The 18,688-nt window shown below is 35.3% G+C and carries 12 protein-coding genes and 1 tRNA gene; 11 read left to right on the top strand and 2 right to left on the bottom strand.

Annotated elements, in window-relative coordinates:
• The first annotated feature begins 299 nt into the window (after window positions 1-299).
• From OO775_RS10175 to OO775_RS10195, 5 genes are all read left to right on the top strand, one after another.
• Window positions 300-1,403 (top strand): leucine-rich repeat domain-containing protein, encoded by a 1,104-nt coding sequence (locus OO775_RS10175; RefSeq protein ID WP_264846989.1) that lies wholly within the window; start codon window positions 300-302, stop codon window positions 1,401-1,403.
• A 127-nt stretch (window positions 1,404-1,530) separates the two neighbouring features.
• Entirely contained in the window at window positions 1,531-2,037 is a 507-nt protein-coding gene (locus tag OO775_RS10180) for an OmpH/Skp family outer membrane protein (RefSeq protein ID WP_264846990.1), read from the top strand.
• Window positions 2,038-2,164: 127 nt separating this feature from the next.
• A complete protein-coding gene (locus OO775_RS10185) occupies window positions 2,165-3,106 on the top strand; it encodes a mevalonate kinase family protein (RefSeq protein WP_264846992.1) in 942 nt (313 codons plus the stop codon).
• A gap of 21 nt (window positions 3,107-3,127) precedes the next feature.
• Window positions 3,128-4,024, top strand: a complete 897-nt coding sequence (locus tag OO775_RS10190; protein ID WP_264846993.1) for a geranylgeranylglycerol-phosphate geranylgeranyltransferase — start codon at window positions 3,128-3,130, stop codon at window positions 4,022-4,024.
• 56 nt (window positions 4,025-4,080) lie between these two features.
• A complete protein-coding gene (locus OO775_RS10195) occupies window positions 4,081-5,979 on the top strand; it encodes an ABC-F family ATP-binding cassette domain-containing protein (RefSeq protein WP_264846994.1) in 1,899 nt (632 codons plus the stop codon).
• A 64-nt stretch (window positions 5,980-6,043) separates the two neighbouring features.
• Here the strand turns inward: OO775_RS10195 and odhB are convergent, their stop codons facing one another.
• Both odhB and OO775_RS10205 read right to left on the bottom strand, forming a co-directional pair.
• Window positions 6,044-7,234 carry a 2-oxoglutarate dehydrogenase complex dihydrolipoyllysine-residue succinyltransferase gene (odhB, locus tag OO775_RS10200; RefSeq protein WP_264846995.1) on the bottom strand — a complete coding sequence of 397 codons (1,191 nt, stop codon included), beginning with the start codon at window positions 7,232-7,234 and terminating at the stop codon, window positions 6,044-6,046.
• A 41-nt stretch (window positions 7,235-7,275) separates the two neighbouring features.
• Window positions 7,276-10,053: a 2-oxoglutarate dehydrogenase E1 component gene (locus OO775_RS10205; protein ID WP_264846996.1), complete on the bottom strand. Its 2,778-nt coding sequence runs from the start codon at window positions 10,051-10,053 to the stop codon at window positions 7,276-7,278.
• Between the two features lie 288 nt (window positions 10,054-10,341).
• Here OO775_RS10205 and OO775_RS10210 point away from each other — a divergent pair.
• The 6 genes from OO775_RS10210 to OO775_RS10235 all read left to right on the top strand — a co-directional run bounded on the left by OO775_RS10210 (window position 10,342) and on the right by OO775_RS10235 (window position 18,661).
• Window positions 10,342-10,415: transfer RNA gene (locus OO775_RS10210), tRNA-Asn, on the top strand.
• Between the two features lie 311 nt (window positions 10,416-10,726).
• Window positions 10,727-12,133 carry a TolC family protein gene (locus OO775_RS10215; RefSeq protein WP_264846997.1) on the top strand — a complete coding sequence of 469 codons (1,407 nt, stop codon included), beginning with the start codon at window positions 10,727-10,729 and terminating at the stop codon, window positions 12,131-12,133.
• Between the two features lie 50 nt (window positions 12,134-12,183).
• On the top strand, window positions 12,184-12,651 hold the full coding sequence (locus OO775_RS10220; RefSeq protein ID WP_264846998.1) for a GbsR/MarR family transcriptional regulator: 468 nt from the start codon (window positions 12,184-12,186) through the stop codon (window positions 12,649-12,651).
• Window positions 12,648-13,745, top strand: a complete 1,098-nt coding sequence (locus OO775_RS10225; protein WP_264846999.1) for an efflux RND transporter periplasmic adaptor subunit — start codon at window positions 12,648-12,650, stop codon at window positions 13,743-13,745. The genes OO775_RS10220 and OO775_RS10225 overlap by 4 nt, the downstream gene beginning before the upstream one ends.
• Before the next feature lie 788 nt (window positions 13,746-14,533).
• The gene (locus OO775_RS10230; RefSeq protein ID WP_264847000.1) at window positions 14,534-15,286 is read left to right on the top strand and encodes a DUF6261 family protein; all 753 of its coding nucleotides are present in this window, start codon (window positions 14,534-14,536) and stop codon (window positions 15,284-15,286) included.
• Between the two features lie 243 nt (window positions 15,287-15,529).
• Complete coding sequence (locus OO775_RS10235; protein WP_264847001.1) at window positions 15,530-18,661, top strand: efflux RND transporter permease subunit; 3,132 nt, start codon at window positions 15,530-15,532, stop codon at window positions 18,659-18,661.
• Window positions 18,662-18,688: the final 27 nt, after the last annotated feature.

An 18,688-nucleotide genomic window follows, 5' to 3' on the forward strand; every position in this document is an offset into this window, starting at 1 on the left:
GTGGTTTAGCTTATCACAACCTATGAAAGTAAAAAAAATAATAGATTTTAAAAAAAATACGCTATGAAAGAACTAAACAAGTACGAATAAGGCTACATCACACCCAATTTTTGGAGTTTTTATTCCGCTTTTTGGAAATTTCATCAAAAATATTACTTTAAAACAATAAAAACGATATTTTCGAACAAAAATTCATCTTTTACCGAACAAAAAAACGACAAATGTGTATCGTTTTAAAAGTTTAGAAGATTCAATCGAGAAAATATCCTACCGATGTAACAATTTAAACATATAAAATAATGAGAAAATTAGCTTTTTTTTTAAGTATTATTACACTAATAAGTTGTAATAAAAATGAACAAACACAACAAGATTTTTCTATTGAAAAAAACTCACTTTCATTGTTAGTACAAAAAGAAGAAAGTGTGAAAATTGTATCGGGTAGTAAGGAATATACACTCAGCGTATCAGACCCTACTATTGTAACGGCTTCTATTGAGCAAGAACTCATTAAAATTGTAGGACAAAAACAGGGACAAACCCAAGTTGTGGTTACTGATACAAAAAGTAATCAGTCACAAACTATCAAAGTAACTGTTTTTGACAAATTGAGCTTAGAAACCTCAGCGCTTTCTTTAAATCCTGATCGAAAAGTAGTTGTCAATATAACAACAGGTTCCGAACAATATCAGGTCAAATCAGATAACAAATCCGTAGCAACAGCTGAACTAAAAAATGGGAAAGAAATTCACATTACAACCATTGCCAATGGACAAGCCAAAATTATAGTTACAGATTCTCAAACTAATGACATACAAGAAATTACCCTAATAGTACAATCCGATATTATTATAAACCAAGAGGGAGTTCTTACCAAATATACCGCTCAAATACCCGATGATGGTAAATTGATTCTTACAAACATCAAAGCCATAGATAAAGAAGTTTTCAAAAATAATCAAAATATTACCCATTTAGTTTTGGAAGGTGTAGAAACTATTGGCGAAAACGCCTTTGCAAGTTGTCAAGCAATAGAAACTATTTCAATAAGTGGCGTAAAAACCATTGAAAAACTAGCTTTTAGTTTTAATGCAGAATTAAAATCTGTAACCATAACCAATCCCGTGAATACAGATTTGGTAATCAATACACAAGCCTTTGCCAATTGCCCTAACTTGGAGTCGGTGGTTCTCCCTTCTGAAACAAAAGAATTAAAAAGCAATGTTTTTTCTTTTTGCAGAAGTTTACAAACAATAACTAGCAACTCCATTGAAGCACCCAAAATTGCCCGCAATACATTTCCTTCATCACTAAAAGCACAAGGAAAATTGATAGTCCCCAAAGGAAGCAAAGACAAATATACTACTTGGGAAAGTAGTTTTAGTACAATTCAAGAACAATAAAAAAATTTTTTTATTGAATCGTACGGAACAATGCTAACCTGTTTAAATCAATTCTAATATTTCAGTTATTATGAATTTGCAAAGAAAAAAAAAGATTTGTACATTTGCCCAAAATTCAATTTAGAATATGAAAAGAACATTTTTATCAGTGATGATACTTTTAACATTTGTATCGTGCCAAGACAAAGTAATGTATGTGGATAATACCAAACTTTTGAACGAATATCAAGAAAAAATAGATTTGGAAAATTCACTTCAAAAGAAAATAGATGCATATAGCCGTAAGCGTGATAGTATCTCTCGTGTTTTCCAACTCGAAGCACAACAATTTGAAAGTCAAGCTCAAAGTTTAGGACAAGCCGTAGCTCAAAAAAAATATAATGAGCTAATGCAAAAAAGTCAAATGCTTCAACAGCACTTAATGCAAGAAGAACAAGCTATTCAATCTGAAAGTCAGTCCAAAATGGATACTCTCTTGACCAAAGTGAAAAAATTTGTAAAAGAATACGGGAAAAACAAAGGCTATACATACATACTCGGCGCCAACGAAGGAGGCAGTGTCTTGTATGGTACTGATTCCAAAAATATTACCGATGATGTAGTAAAAGCATTAAACGATAATTATAAAAAATAATCCTTATCTTTTTACTATTTATGAAAAGTCGCCTCTCGGGGTGGCTTTTTTTTTAAAAAAAAGTAAAATATTTCAAAAAAAGATGTATATTTGCCTCGCAATCAACTATTTTTTTAAACCAAAATCTGTGAAATCATCTTTGTTCTATTCAAAAATATTACTTTTCGGAGAATACGGAATTATTAAAAATTCTAAAGGATTAGCTATTCCATTCAGTTCATACAATGGCGGACTGAAAATGCTCTCAGATACCACTGAAAATATTTCTATTGCAACAAAATCTAACGAAACTCTTAAAGAATACGTACATTACCTAAGCCAAATAACACAACAAAAAAACAACGGATTTCAGTTAGATATAACACAAATACAAAAAGATATTGAACAAGGAATGTATTTCGATAGTAGCATTCCCCAAGGATATGGCGTAGGAAGTAGCGGAGCTTTGGTTGCTGCTATTTATGATAAATACGCTTTTGACAAAATAACAGAACCGCTTACACGTGAGAAACTACTTAAACTCAAAACTATTTTTAGCAAAATGGAATCTTTCTTTCACGGAAAATCTTCAGGGCTTGACCCTCTGAATAGTTATTTGAGCTTACCTATTTTAATCAACTCACAAAACCATATTGAAGCTACAGGTATTCCCACAGAATCTATCAATGGCAAAGGTGCTGTTTTTCTGCTTGATAGTGGAATAGTTGGTCAGACTGCTCCTATGGTTCAGATTTTTATGGAAAAAATGAAAAACAAAGGTTTTCGAGCCATGCTCAAAAATCAATTTTCAAAATATACCAATGCTTGCATTGAAAATTTTCTGCAAGGCAATTTTAATTTGTTAGTTGGCAACGTAAAGGAACTTTCAAGTGTAGTACTGAGCAATTTTAAACCCATGATTCCTGAGCAATTTCACGAACTTTGGCAACGAGGTATTGATTCGGGTGATTATTTTTTAAAACTTTGTGGCTCAGGAGGTGGAGGCTATATCTTAGGATTTACCGAAGATTTTCAAAAAGCCAAAACAGCTCTTAAAGGACACAAGTTGGAAGTTGTATATCAGTTTTAACTTCCTCAGAAGGAACTAATAATGACCAAAATCAAATACACATTATTGAAAATATTAGGTCTTTTTTCGGTAATACGAGGATATAATATTCTGATAATTTGTATTGCTCAATATTTGACCTCAATTTTTATCTTGTCCCAATACCCTACAAAAGAAGTATTGTTCGACGACAATCTTTTTATGCTCATATTGGCAGGCGCTCTATCCATTGCGGGCGGATATATTATCAACGGATTTTATGATAAAGAGAAAGACCTTATTAACAAACCATATCGGGTAATGATTAACCGATTAGTTAGTCAGCATACCAAGCTAACTTTATATTTTTTACTCAATTTTTTTTCTATTATTGTAGCGAGCTATGTTTCGTTTCGAGCAGTTATATTTTTTTCGCTATACATTTTCGGTATGTGGATATATTCACACAAACTCAAAAAAATAGCATGGATTGGCAATATCGTTTCGGCAACTCTTTCCATTATTCCTTTTTTTGCTATATTTATTTATTACAAAAATTTTGAACATGTCATCTTTTTCCATGCGATGTATTTGTTTTTACTAATTCTAATACGAGAACTTGTAAAAGATTTGGAAAATATAAAAGGTGATTTTACTTTTGACTATCAAACAATTCCTGTTAAGTACGGAGAGGTTTTCTCCAAAATCATCATCTCAGTACTAACGCTACTTACTCTTATTCCTATCTATTTTCTATTATATCAATATCACGTTGGGCTGATGAAATATTATTTTATCATAGCAGGTTTTTTGCTAATTTATTTTTTGGCAAAATTATGGAAAGGGCAAAATCAAAAAACATATCATTCACTACATAATTTACTCAAAATTACTCTTATCACAGGAGTTTTTAGCATTTTACTTATTCACCCAGAAAAGATAATTCAAATTTTCAAATAAAAAAGTAGTTTCTTTTTTATAACGAAAATAGTATCTTTGCCCTTTATTTTTTCAAAATGTTAAACGTACATAATCTATCTATTTCTTTTCAAGGAGAAAACTTATTCGAACAAGTTTCTTTTATGCTCAAAACAGGAGACCGAGTGGGACTTATTGGCAAAAATGGAGCTGGAAAATCAACTTTACTTAAACTCCTTTCCAAAGAAATACCTATGGATACAGGCGTTATTGCCACAGAGAAAGATGTAAAAATAGGTTTTTTAAAACAAGATATTGATTTTCGCTTCGGATACACAATTCTTGAAGAAGCCTATCAAGCTTTTGACCAATTGATACATTTGGAACAAAAAATCGAAAAAACTCAACAGGCGCTCGCATCACGTACCGATTATCAGAGCGATGATTATCAGAACCTTATGGTTTCTCTTAGTGAAGATACGCATCAGTACGAAATTTTGGGCGGACACCAATACAAAGGAGATACCGAAAAAGTACTCACAGGGCTTGGTTTCAAAAGAGAAGATTTTGATAAACTAACCGATTCGTTTTCAGGAGGTTGGCGAATGCGAATTGAACTTGCCAAGCTACTCCTTCAACGCAATGAAATTCTCTTACTCGATGAGCCAACCAATCACCTTGATATTGAGTCAATTATATGGCTCGAACAATTCTTGAAAAACTACAATGGAGCTATCGTAATTGTATCGCACGATAGAATGTTTTTGGACAATGTTACCAATCGAACTATTGAAATTGTTTCTGGCAAAATTTACGACTATCCAAAACCTTATTCGGCTTTTTTAGAACTTCGCAAAGAAATTATTGCACAGCAAATAGCTGCTCAGAAAAATCAAGAAAAGTATATTGAACAAACCGAAAAACTAATTGAAAAATTCAGAGCCAAAGCTTCCAAAGCCTCAATGGCTCAATCACTTATTAAAAAACTTGACCGCATTGACCGCATCGAAATAGACCAAGAAGATACAGCGACTATGTCTGTTCAATTTTCAATTTGTGAGCAACCTGGCAAGGTTGTTTTAGAAATACAAAAAGTTTCTAAAAATTATGACCAAAAACAGGTTCTCAATCAGGTTGAACTTCTCATTGAAAGAGGAAGTAAAATCGCCTTTGTTGGACAAAACGGACAAGGAAAAACAACTCTTGCCAAAATGATTGTAAATGAAATAGATTTTGAAGGAAATATCAAACTGGGACACAATGTCAAAATAGGATATTTTGCTCAAAATCAAGCACAATATTTAGACGGCGAAAAAACACTACTCGAAACTATGTTTGAAGCTGCTAGCGACAGCAATCGAACCAAAATTCGTGATATTCTTGGAGCTTTTCTCTTTCGAGGAGATGATGTTGAAAAAAAAGTAAAAGTCCTCTCGGGAGGAGAACGAAATCGATTGGCTTTAGCCAAATTGTTACTTACTCCTTTCAATGTTTTAGTAATGGACGAACCAACCAATCACCTTGATATTGCTTCAAAAAATGTTTTAAAAAAAGCATTATTACAATTTGAAGGAACACTAATTTTAATATCTCACGACCGAGATTTTTTACAAGGTCTTGCTCACAAAATATATGAATTCAAAGACAAAACAATTAAAGAATACTTAGGCGATATTGATTTCTTTTTGGAGCAGAAATCTGCTTCTAATTTTAGACAAATAGAAAAAACGGAAAATAAAAAACAAGAAGAAAACCGTTCTCCAAAAGAAAATAATTCTTACAAACAACAACGCGAACAAAAAGCCCGACAAAATCGAATAAACAAACTCGAAAACCAAATAACAGAACTCGAAATACAATTAGCAGCGCTCAATACCCAAATGTATGAAAATCCATCTATTGCTACTGATGATTTTTTCAAAGAATACGAAACTATCAAACAAACTTTAGATGCTCGTATGCAAGAATGGGAAATGGAAATTTCACAAGAAAATTAAAAAAACAAAATAGAGATATGAGTAATTTACTCACATCTCTATTTGAATTTTCTCTCAGAATTTTTTACAATTCCAAGGCTGTTTTTATATCGTTATTCATCAGTAACTCAACAGGATTTTCAAGAGCTTCTTTTACAGAAACCAGAAAACCTACCGATTCGCGTCCATCAATAATACGATGGTCATACGAAAGTGCTACATACATCACAGGAGCCACTACTATCTGTCCGTTTTTTACCACAGCACGTTCCACAACATTATGCATACCCAAAATAGCCGACTGAGGAGGATTGATTATTGGGGTAGATAACATCGAACCGAAAACTCCTCCGTTGGTAATGGTAAAAGTTCCTCCGGTCATTTCATCAACGGTAATTTGTCCTTCTCTAGCACGAATAGCAAGACGTTTTACCTCTGCCTCTACTCCACGAAATGACAAGTTTTCCGCATTGCGAATCACAGGCACCATCAATCCTTTTGGACCTGAAACTGCGATTGAAATATCACAATATTCGTAGGTTATTTTTTCTTGATTATCAATCATTGAATTTACATCAGGGAACAATTTTAATGCCCTGACCACAGCCAAAGTAAAGAAAGACATAAAGCCCAGATTTACATTGTGTCGCTCTTTGAAAACATCTTTGTATTGATTGCGAATTTCGTAAATAGCCGACATATCCACTTCGTTGAATGTAGTAAGCATAGCTGTTTCATTTTTTACAGAAACCAAGCGTTCGGCTACTTTTCGGCGAAGCATAGAGAGTTTTATTCGTTTTTCAACACGCTTACCTGTTGAAGGTATTGTACCCATACTATGTTGGGCTTTAAGGGCATCTTCCTTGGTAATACGTCCCCCTTTACCTGTTCCTTCCACTTCGGAAGGAGCAATATTTTTCTCTTCGAGAATTTTTTTAGCAGCAGGACTTGCCGTATTAGAAGCATACGTTTTGGGTTGCTGTACTGGCTCAACAGGTTTTTCTACTGATTTTTCTTGTGAAGAAATGTCTTCTTTTTTGGCAGAAGTATCAATTAAACAAACTACTTGACCCACTGCAACGGTATCGCCTTCACTTGCTTTGAGTGTAATAATTCCACTTTCTTCGGCAGGAAGTTCAAGCGTTGCTTTATCTGAATCAACTTCGGCAATGGCTTGGTCTTTGGTTACATAATCACCATCTTTGACAAGCCAAGTGGCTATTTCTACTTCGGTTATGGACTCCCCTGGTGAGGGAACTTTCATTTCTAATATCATGTTTTATTATTTTAAAATTATGCAATCTTATTTTATCTCGATCAATTTTTATTAAAAACCTTATCAATGGCTTCTTTATGGCGTTTTCTATCGCGTGTATGACTACCTGCCGCAGGAGCTGCATACGCCCCCATTGATGCCAACCGCCATTTTACCAGATCAAAATACATCAGCATATAACTATAAGCTCCCATATTCTTAGGTTCTTCTTGTGCCCATACGTAATCATCCACGTTTTTGTATTTGTCAATGATTTGTTTGATTTGCTCCACAGGTAGTGGGAAAAGCTGTTCGATTCGAATTATAGCAACATCGTCACGTTCTATTTTTTCTCTCTCAGCAATTAAATCGTAATAAAAACGTCCTGAGCAGAAAACTAACGTTTTAATTTTCTTAGGTACAGCTTGCGGGTCATCAAGGACTTCTTGGAAAGTTCCGTTTGCTAGTTCATCAATTGGAGAAACCACCTGAGGGTGTCGCAATAGCCCTTTAGGGGAGAAAACAATCAGCAGTTTTCTAAAATTAGTTTTCATTTGTCTGCGAAGTACGTGGTAAATATTGGCAGGTGTTGTACAATTAACCACATACATATTTTTGTAAGCACAGAGTTGCAAAAATCGCTCTACACGTGCAGAAGAATGCTCTGCCCCTTGTCCTTCATATCCGTGAGGGAGTAATAATACTAAACCATTTTGGTTTTTCCATTTGTCTTCTCCACAACAAATATATTGGTCTATCATAATTTGCGCTCCATTGGCAAAATCACCAAATTGTGCTTCCCAAATGGTCAAAGTATTGGGTGTAGCCAAAGCGTATCCGTAATCAAAGCCAAGTACCCCATATTCCGACAAAAGAGAGTTATACACAGAGAAATTTCCCCCATTAAAAGTATCTTTCATTTTACTTAAAAGAACAACTTCTTCTTCGGAATCTTCAACCTTGATAACCGCATGCCGATGTGAGAATGTTCCCCGCTCTACATCTTCTCCTGATAGACGCACATTGTAACCTTCTGAAAGTAATGTCCCGAATGCTAAATGCTCGGCAAGCCCCCAATCAACTTGTTCTTTTCCAAAATAAATTTCTTTGCGGTCATTTATAATTTTACTTATTTTATTGATGAATTTTTTGTCTGACGGAAGCTCTGTGAGTATTTTTGCTATTTGATTAAGTTTATTTCTATCAAAAGAGGTATCTACTTTTTCAAGCATTTTCTCACGTGAAGCCAATTCAAATCCCTCCCACTCTTCTTGCATAAAAGGAGTTATAATCGTGAGTTCTTTTTTTCGTGATTCTTCCAAATCAACTTCCAAAGTTGCACGATATTTTTCCTCTATTTGACTGATATACTTATCGTTAATAATACCTTGTTGTTTTAATTTTTCAGCATAAATAGTTCGCGGATTGGGGTGTTTTGCAATAATTTTGTACAAAATAGGCTGTGTAAATCGAGGTTCGTCGCCTTCATTATGTCCGTATTTTCGATATCCGAGCAAATCAACAAATACATCACTAGCAAATTTCATACGAAAATCCAAAGCGAAAAGCATCGCATGTACTACAGCTTCCACATCGTCAGAATTCACGTGTAATACAGGTGAGAGCGTAACTTTACCAATATCTGTACAATACGTTGAAGACCGAGCATCTAAATAATTGGTCGTAAAACCTACTTGATTATTGATTACCACGTGAATAGTTCCTCCTGTTTTGTAACCATCAAGTTGCGACATCTGAACAATTTCATATACAATGCCCTGTCCCGCAATAGCTGCATCGCCGTGAATGGCAATAGGAAGCACTTTGGAAAAGTCATCCGAATAATAATTATCTTGTTTTGCTCGCGTAATTCCCTCAATAACAGCACCTACTGTTTCCAAATGTGAAGGATTAGGTGCCAAATTGATAGTTATTTTTTGCCCATTTTCGGTTATTTTTTCAGAGGTTTGCCCCAAGTGATATTTAACATCTCCGTCAAAAATATCAATTTCATAATCTTTCCCATCAAATTCTGAAAAAATATCTTGCGGATTTTTACCTAAAATATTTGCCAAAACATTCAATCTCCCTCGATGAGCCATTCCAATGACAAATTCTCTCACTCCCCTTTCGGCTCCTGCTTCAGTCAAAATAGCTAATGCAGAAACAATTGCCTCACCTCCTTCAAGCGAAAAACGCTTCTGACCCACATATTTTGTATGTAAGAAATTCTCAAACGTTACGGCTTCATTCAGTTTATTAAGAATAATTAGTTTTTGTTCTTTGGTGAAATTGGGTAAATTTTGATTAGAACGTAAGCGCTCTTTGACCCAATTTACTATTTCAGGTTGACGAATATAATCAAATTCAACTCCGATGGATTGACAAAAAATAGTTTCTAACTGAGTAATGATATTGGAAAGTGTGGTGGGTTGTAACCCAATTTCTTTGGCTGCATCAAAAGTGGTATTCAGATCACTCGAAGAAAGACCATAGTTTTCAATACTTAAATCGGGCGTATAGGTACGACGTTTACGCACCGGATTAGTTTTTGTAAACAAATGTCCTCGTGAGCGATAGCCATTGATAAGGTTAATAACCTTAAATTCTTTTTCTACCTTTTCAGGAATATTTCCAACTATTGCTTGTTCAGTTACTTGTTTTACAACATTTCCAGAAATAGGAAAATCTGCATCTGAATAATTTTCCTGAGCAAAATCAAATCCTTGAAAAAAAGCACGCCAACTAGGCTCTATTGAATCTGGATTTTCTAAATATCGGTCGTATAAATCTGCAAAAAATTGAGTATTTGCAGCATTTAAAAATGAATATCTATCCATAATCATATTTTTTTAGTAAAAACTATTAGAAATGACAAAAATAAAAATAAAAATTGACATTTTAAAGAAAAAAACTATAAATTTTAGTAAGAAAAATTTATTTAAAAAAATATTTACACATCATTTTATATTGATAATCAATTATTTAAAAATTTATTTAAAAATAATAATGAAAAAAAGTAAAAAAAATTTGCAGATATAAAATTTTGTCGTAAATTTGCACTCGCAATTTGCAAATATAAGTATATTTAAAAAATTGTAAACAATTTAGTATTTAAATTTTTTCATTCCTCCTTAGCTCAGTTGGTTAGAGCATCTGACTGTTAATCAGAGGGTCACTGGTTCAAGTCCAGTAGGGGGAGCTAAGAAAATCAAGCACTTACAAGTAAAATGTAAGTGCTTTTTTTATTGTACAAACTAAAAGTACCTCCATTGTTATTTAATTTTATTCAAAAAAAAAATATATAATTTTTCATCTGTACTCTTTATAATCCACAAATAAATACTTTAAAAACTTCTTGTAAATCATTGATTTTCAATAAAAAAATAAAGAATATTTATATTTTTGTTTATTTTGTTTTGTTTGTATTAAACTAATGAGTACATTTGCATCCGATTTCTGTTATTGAATTCGTCATAATGAAATCATTCTTACAATAAAAACAACAAAACAATGAAGAGAATTTTTAGCAAAATACTATTTCTTAGTGCCATTAGTATTAGTATCGTATCGTGCGCAGGACGTAAATCATACACAAGAACTGCAGACGTATCCAAGCAGATTGTTTTTCGTACAGAAGAATTGCCTTCAGATAGTCTTAGTGTAGCTAATGTGTCATGGAAAACTATCTTCACGGATGGAAAACTACAACTTTATATAAATCAAGCTTTAAGTAATAACTTAGATATACGTGTTGCTTTGCAAAATATAGAGGTAGCTCGATCTGGGCTATTACAAAGCAAATACGCTTTACTACCTTCGGTGAATGCTTCGGTGAGTTACATGCGCTCTACATCATCATTAACAAGTACAGGCGTATCACCTTTGCCAAGCAGAACCTATGCAAATACATGGGATTTGACAGGTACAGCATCATGGGAAATTGATGTGTGGGGTAAGCTAACAGCTCAAAAGAGAGCAAATATGGCTTCGTATATGGGTACGATAGCTGCACACCAAGCAATACAATCGGAAGTGGTAGCCACTGTAGCTACATCATATTATCAACTCTTGATGCTTGATAAACAAAAGCAAATACTAACTGAGACTATCAAGCTCAGAGATCAAAGTCTGCAAACTACCAAAGAGTTAAAACAATCGGGTTCAACGACAGAAGTTGCTGTACAACAAACAGAAGCCCTTTATTATAATGCAAAATCTCAACTTATTACTATTAAAAACTCTATAAAAGCGCTCGAAAACTCAATTTGCATTTTGTTAGGAGACCCACCACATGATATTGAACGAACTTCGCTTGATGTGCAACAATTTCCGCAGAAGCTTAATGAAGGTTATCCTATGCAAATACTCGAAAACAGACCCGATGTGCGCCGTGCTGAGCTTAGTTTAATCCATAATTTTGAATTGACCAACGTAGCTCGAGCAAGTTTTTATCCTACGCTTACACTCACGGGACGAGGTGGAGTAACAAGTAGAATGCTTGAAGACTGGTTCAGTGCAAATTCGCTCTTTGCTAACTTAATGGCAGGACTCACACAACCTATTTTCAATCGAAGACAAATTCGTACGCAGTATGAGATAAGTAAAGCCAATCAAGAAGTTGCTTTATTAAACTTCAAAAAGGCGCTCATTTCGGCAAGTAAAGAAGTATCAGACGCGATACATCACTACGCTTCGCAAGACGAATATATTCACTTAAAGACCAAAGAAATGGAAGCATACCAGAAAGCAACCGATTATTCGAAGGAGCTTTTCAATAGTGGGCTTGCTACGTACTTGGAGGTTATTACCGCTGAGGTAAATCGATTGAACTCTGAACTGAGTGTTGCCACAGCGCAATTCAACAAAATGCAGTACGGAATTACGCTATACAAGGCACTGGGCGGAGGCTGGCGATAAGCAATCTTATTTATTGAATCAATTACAACAACCCTAATAAGACATAATCAATGATAGATACAATTGACCAAAAACTCTTGCAAGACTTAATTAACATGTATATAAAGTATGCAGGATTTTCGCCCATAGCGGCAAAGATATGTGCTTATCTGAAATTCGACTTTTCAGGCGAGGGAGTTACATTCGACCAACTTATAGAGGCTTTGGGAGTAAGCAAAGGTTCTGTATCGCTCAATTTGAGGCAGTTAATTGACAAGGAAATCATTGTTGAGATTAAAAAATTTGACAATAGAAAGACCTATTATACCTACAATCATAATTATATCTTATTATGGTTCGAGGAAATGATTAAAAAACTTGAATACATGAGTGATATAAGCAATCGAATTACAGAAATGGCTCAAATAGAAGGGAAAATAGATGAACGAACCTTGCATATCAAACGCATACACCAATCTTTTTTAGAAGAAAGTATCATACGATTTAAAAGAACACTTACAAAAATAGAACAAATATGAGAAAATGTATTATTCTAGCACTTTCGGCTTTTGTAATTGCTTGTAAAGAAGCGCCAAAACCGATGCAACAAGGAGCGAAGGAGCTTCCGGTGATACGTGTGGGAGCTCAAAGTAGCACCAATCAACTAGCATATCCGGTGAATATAGAAGGAACTATCAATAGCCCTGTGCAAGCGCGCGTGTCGGGCTACATTACCCAAGTTTTAGTAGATGAAGGGGCAAAAGTCAGCAAAGGACAACCACTATTTCGTTTAGAAACACAGGCGCTTAGCCAAAGTGCGCAAGCAGCAAAATCAGCTGTTGATGCCGCACAAGTCGAAGTCAGTCGATTAGAACCCTTAGTAGCGAAAAACATCGTAAGTCATGTACAACTCGAAACTGCCAAGGCAAACCTCAGTAGAGCTAAAGCAAGCTATGCAGAAGTGAATGCCAACCTCGATTATGCCATTGTTCGCGCACCTGTAAATGGTGTCGTGGGAAGCATCAATCTACGTGAAGGAGCATTGGTTTCGGCAAACAGCACTACGCTAACAACTGTATCAGATGTAAAACAGGTATATGCTTACTTTTCGATGAATGAAAAAGAATATTTATCTTTTTTAGGCAATGCAAAAGGTGGGTCTTTGTCTGAAAAAATCAGCAATTTGCCCGAGGTTACTCTTCGTATGGCAAACGGACAACTCTACGATTTGAAAGGAAAAATACAGGCTGTTACAGGTCAAATAGATAAAACGACAGGAAGCATTCAGTTTCGTGCTACATTTGACAATCCGAACGGATTGCTTACCAATGGTAATAGCGGAACGATATTACTCCCTGAAACCCATACGAATACTTTGGTCATTCCAGAGGTGGCAACCTACGAAATGCAAGGAGTTATCTTTGCCTTCAAGGTTGAAAACGACACACTAAAACAGGTTATCCTTACACTAAAAAATAGAAGCAATAACCTCGCCGTAGTAGAAAGCGGTCTTGAAAATGGTGATTTGCTCCTTGTACAAGGGCTTAACACAGCACGAAGTGGTATGGTTATCAAACCGAAAGAGGTTTCAATGGATAGTATTGTACAAGCCATAAAACCTATATTTAGATAACCATAAATAAAATTAGTAGAACGAGGTCAATATTGCAACTTTACTAACAATAAAGTTACAAGAACGAGTTCGATATTGTAAGTTTTTATTTATAAAAACAAGTAAAATAGATACAACACATTATATTTATACATAGCAAAGTTATTATAACGAACTAAATACAAGAAGTTTATTGCAAACAAAAATACAATATTGACCTCAATATATCAGATTTAGTTTATACAAATTAGCACTAATGTACTCAATATGCTAATTTTTTGAAATAAAAAAACAATCAATTTATAAACAGATATTTATTTTACTTACATAAAAATAGGTAAAAATAAAAAGCTACACAAACTTATAGCACATAAAAACACACAAACCTATTGCGGTATTCCGATTTTGGTATTACAAAAGTAATACTAAAGCTCTCAAAACAAAAAATTTAAGTCCCTAAAACTATTTTTGTTGAATACACCCAATAAGGTTTTGTTTCACAACACCTATTATACGTATGCTATTTATACATATTTTTTCAACGTATTTATTTTTCAAGCAACGTATAATAGGATTTTTTTTACAAACAAGTTCTTTGACAGACTGAGTATGCAAATTTTCTATTAGAAAAACCTACCTCCTATTTGCTTGCATGCGAATTCAATTATCTCAAAATTACAAAATGATACTTTTAATAAAGATTTAATATTTCTTTAACACTAAGATTGCTTTTAAGTTTTTACATTTGCCAAAAATTTAGTTCATTTACTAAATTATGAAATAAAGTAACAACCTAACAAAATTAGATTATGGAAGATATTACTAAAATTAAAGAAGTGCATTTGGGTAAGTTCAACAATGCGGAATATACTCAATTTTTGAGCAATACGAAAGAGCTGATAGAGAAAACTACTTTGGAAACGTTGATGTTAGATGCTGAAGTATTTGATGCGTTCAAAGAGAATATAAAGCTCCTTACCGATTCGCTGCAAGAGAGTCGCATCAGCAATGAAACGAAAGAACTTGCACTGCTAGATAAACAACGCAACGAAGCATTGCTATTCTTACAAATGAACTTTCGTTCGGAACAAAAGAATCCTATCGAAAAACGCCGAAAAGCAGGTACAGAACTCTATAATGTAACGAAACCTTACAGCAAAGTGCGTACGCTACCTGTTCGACAAAAGACGCAGATGATAGAGGGATTTATTGCCGATGTAACTAAGGAGGGCGTGGCACAAAATCTGACAACTTTGGGCATCAAAGAAGCCGTAGAAAAGTTAGCTTCTATCAATGCACAATATAAAAGATTAACTGCCAATAGAGCTGATAGTCAAGCTGCTATTGTGAAAGTTAATGTAAAGGAACTTAGAAAGAAAGCTGACAAACAATACGATTACTTAACGACACGTGCGTTTGTAACTTCGGTTGCTACGCCATCGGAAGAAGCCAAAGCCTTTGTAAGCTCCATTAATAAGCTAATTGTTGATACGAATACCGCTTATAAACAACGCCAAACCGGAAAGCGCTTGAAAGAACCTGGAATGAAAGATGAAGAATAACTTCATCTCATATTTAATAAATTTAATTTTAGTTTGCCGATAGTTAAATTACTTCTTTTAATTATTCGGCAAACTTTTTTCTGAAATTAGTTTGCACACTTGGGTCTGTCATCATATTATATAGAAACAAAATAAATATACGTATTGTTTTCTCTTACTCACTTCTACAATAAGTAGTACTATGGGGTATCGGCAAATAATTACGTATTAAACCAAATAACAAAAACGATAAAAGGTAATAATATGGTACAAATATTTATCAATCGACCCGTACTCTCAACTGTAATTTCAATCTTAATTGTTATACTGGGTATTTTAGGAATTGTGGCTTTGCCCATATCGCAATACCCTGATATATCGCCTGTAACGGTTTCGGTATCGGCAAACTACACCGGAGCGAATGCAGAAACCGTTTTAAAGTCTGTTGTAATTCCGCTCGAAGAACAAATAAATGGTGTGGAGAACATGGATTATATTTCCTCGACCGCTACCAACAACGGACAGGCATCAATAAACGTATTTTTCAAGCAGGGAACAGACCCCGATATTGCCGTAGTTAATGTACAGAATCGGGTAGCTCGTGCTAACTCTATCTTACCTAGTGAAGTTACACGGGCAGGAGTTATCACGCAAAAGCAAAACTCTGGAGCGCTGATGTTCCTTACGTTTTATTCAGAAAATAAGGGCTTGGACGATACCTTTTTGCAAAATTACCTAAACATCAATATCATTCCTGCCTTAAAGCGTATAAATGGTGTGGGTGATGCCTCAGTTTTTGGTGGCAAAGATTACTCAATGCGCATTTGGCTATGCCCCGAAAAGTTAGCTGCTTACGGCTTAAATCCTTCGGAAGTTACTGCCGCTATTTCTGACCAAAGTAGAGAGGCTGCCGCAGGTTCTATCGGTCAGAACGTAGGGGGGACTTACGAGTATGTAATCCGCTATAAGGGAAAGTTTGACGATGCTTCTGAGTATGAGAATATCGTAATCAAGGCTCTTGACGGCGGTCGCATTTTGCGATTAAAAGATGTAGCGGACATCGAATTGGGGTCTTTATCTTATACAGGCTTTGCGCAGAATAATGGCAACCCAGCTGTTTCAATGGGAATCTTCCAGACGCCTGGCTCGAATGCACGTGATATTATCAACGAAATAAAAGCCTACCTACAAAAAGCACAATCTTCCTTCCCCGAAGGTATTAACTACACCATTAATATGGACTCCAACGAGTTCTTAGATGCTTCCATTGCCAAAGTATTGACCACTTTGCTTGAAGCATTCTTATTGGTGTTCTTAGTTGTATATATTTTCTTACAAGATTTTCGTTCGACACTGATACCTGCTATTGCTGTTCCGGTATCAATAGTTGGTACTTTCTTCTTCTTAAACCTATTTGGTTATTCAATAAATATGCTTACGCTCTTCGCTCTGGTACTTGCTATTGGTATTGTAGTTGATGACGCAATCATTGTAGTAGAAGCGGTACATGCGAAAATGGAAGACATGCATCAGAAAGCCAAGTCTGCCACCATTGGAGCTATGCACGAGATAACGGGCGCTATTATTTCGGTTACCTTAGTAATGGCTGCGGTATTCGTTCCGGTAACTTTCATAGGAGGGACAACGGGTGTTTTCTACAAACAATTTGGTATTACGCTTATTGTATCGATTGTTATTTCGGCAATCAATGCCCTTACACTAAGTCCTGTATTGTGTTCGCTTTTCCTTAAACCACATGGAGATAAAGCATATCAAGAAAAATCGTTCATAGGAAAGGCTTTTCATAAGTTTAATATTGCTTTCGAGGCAGCAACTACCCGATATGGGAAAACCTTTACTTTCTTTTTGCGACACAAGTGGGTAACTTTAGTGCTTTTTGTACTGGCAGGCGTAGCGCTTTATTATAGTAATGCTACGATGAAAAAGGGATTTGTACCTATCGAAGACAATAGCCTACTAATGATAAATGTTGAACTGATACCCGGCGCTTCTATGGAACGAACTGCCAATATATTGAGCGAGGTACAGAAACGAGCTCGTAAAATCGATGGAATACAATCAGTTACCACTATTTCAGGGCGTAGCTTCATATCAGGAGCAGGAAGTAACTATGGTATGGGCTTTCTTCGGCTGAAACCCTTTGTAGAACGCCAACATGACCTCAATCAATCCATTGAATCAATCGTAATGCAAGCATTCGGAGCAGTTGCTTCAATACCCGATGCACGTATTATCTTCTTTCAACCCCCTGCTATACCAGGGTTTGGGCTAAACTCAGGATTTTCAGTAGCTTTGTTAGACAAATCGGGGGGAGAAATTACTCAGTTGAACGAAACCACGCAACATTTTATAGGAGAATTGACCAAGCGCCCCGAGATTCAGTATGTACAAACTTCGTTCAATGTGAATTATCCACAATATGAACTCTCAATGAATGTAGAGCGTGCCTTCCAATCAGGAGTTTCAGTAAGCACATTGTTAGCAACATTGCAAAATTATATAGGTGGATTGTACGCAACAGACTTTACCAAGTACGGGAAACAATTTCGCGTGATGGTGCAATCACTTCCCGATGATCGAAAAAATATTCAGAGCTTGGACAAACTTATGGTACGGACATCAAGCGGAGAAATGGCTCCTGTATCACAATTCGTAACCTTAGAGCGTGTATTTGGTCCGCAGAGTGTAAATCGATATAACTTATTCACTTCTGTCAATCTTACCGGAGCCAATGCCGAAGGATATAGTACAGGCGATGCTCTCAAAGCTGTACAAGAAGTAGCCACTCAGACCCTTAGTACTAATTATGCCATCGATTATACAGGACTTACACGCGAGGAACAAAAAGCTGGGTCACAAACCTTAATTATCTTTCTACTATCGCTCATATTCACATACTTTATACTCTCTGCCCAGTACGAAAGCTACCTACTTCCTTTGGCAGTAATCTGCTCGCTGCCTTTCGGAATAATGGGTGCTTTCCTCGGACAATGGTTGATGGGACTTGAAAATAATATTTACTTCCAGATATCTTTGATTATGCTGGTCGGTCTATTAGCTAAGAATGCAATACTTATCGTAGAATTTGCCGTGCAACGAAGACACCAAGGAGAGAGCTTATCCAAATCAGCAATAAATGCAGCTATGGCACGATTAAGACCGATATTGATGACATCGTTTGCCTTTATCATTGGTCTATTACCTCTTGTATTTGCCAGTGGAATCGGTGCCGCAGGGAATCGTTCTGTTGCCACAGGAGCTGTAAGCGGTTTACTTATTGGTACATTTATCGGACTGATAGTAATCCCCGTACTTTATGTTATTTTCCAATGGTTTCAAGAGAAGATTTCAGAAAAATTTTCTACCTCAGAATAAGTATATTTTAGTTATTTAATAAAGTTA

It is taken from the genome of Capnocytophaga catalasegens, from assembly GCF_026005215.1.
In the GTDB taxonomy this organism is placed as follows: Bacteria; Bacteroidota; Bacteroidia; order Flavobacteriales; family Flavobacteriaceae; genus Capnocytophaga; species Capnocytophaga catalasegens.

Bases quoted from the DNA above. Each gene is read 5' to 3' on its own strand.
- OO775_RS10175 (WP_264846989.1), top strand. From the start codon at position 300: ATGAGAAAATTAGCTTTTTTTTTAAGTATTATTACACTAATAAGTTGT.
- OO775_RS10180 (WP_264846990.1), top strand. From the start codon at position 1,531: ATGAAAAGAACATTTTTATCAGTGATGATACTTTTAACATTTGTATCG.
- OO775_RS10190 (WP_264846993.1), top strand. From the start codon at position 3,128: ATGACCAAAATCAAATACACATTATTGAAAATATTAGGTCTTTTTTCG.
- OO775_RS10195 (WP_264846994.1), top strand. From the start codon at position 4,081: ATGTTAAACGTACATAATCTATCTATTTCTTTTCAAGGAGAAAACTTA.
- odhB (WP_264846995.1), bottom strand. From the start codon at position 7,234: ATGATATTAGAAATGAAAGTTCCCTCACCAGGGGAGTCCATAACCGAA.
- OO775_RS10205 (WP_264846996.1), bottom strand. From the start codon at position 10,053: ATGGATAGATATTCATTTTTAAATGCTGCAAATACTCAATTTTTTGCA.
- OO775_RS10215 (WP_264846997.1), top strand. From the start codon at position 10,727: ATGAAGAGAATTTTTAGCAAAATACTATTTCTTAGTGCCATTAGTATT.
- OO775_RS10220 (WP_264846998.1), top strand. From the start codon at position 12,184: ATGATAGATACAATTGACCAAAAACTCTTGCAAGACTTAATTAACATG.
- OO775_RS10225 (WP_264846999.1), top strand. From the start codon at position 12,648: ATGAGAAAATGTATTATTCTAGCACTTTCGGCTTTTGTAATTGCTTGT.
- OO775_RS10230 (WP_264847000.1), top strand. From the start codon at position 14,534: ATGGAAGATATTACTAAAATTAAAGAAGTGCATTTGGGTAAGTTCAAC.
- OO775_RS10235 (WP_264847001.1), top strand. From the start codon at position 15,530: ATGGTACAAATATTTATCAATCGACCCGTACTCTCAACTGTAATTTCA.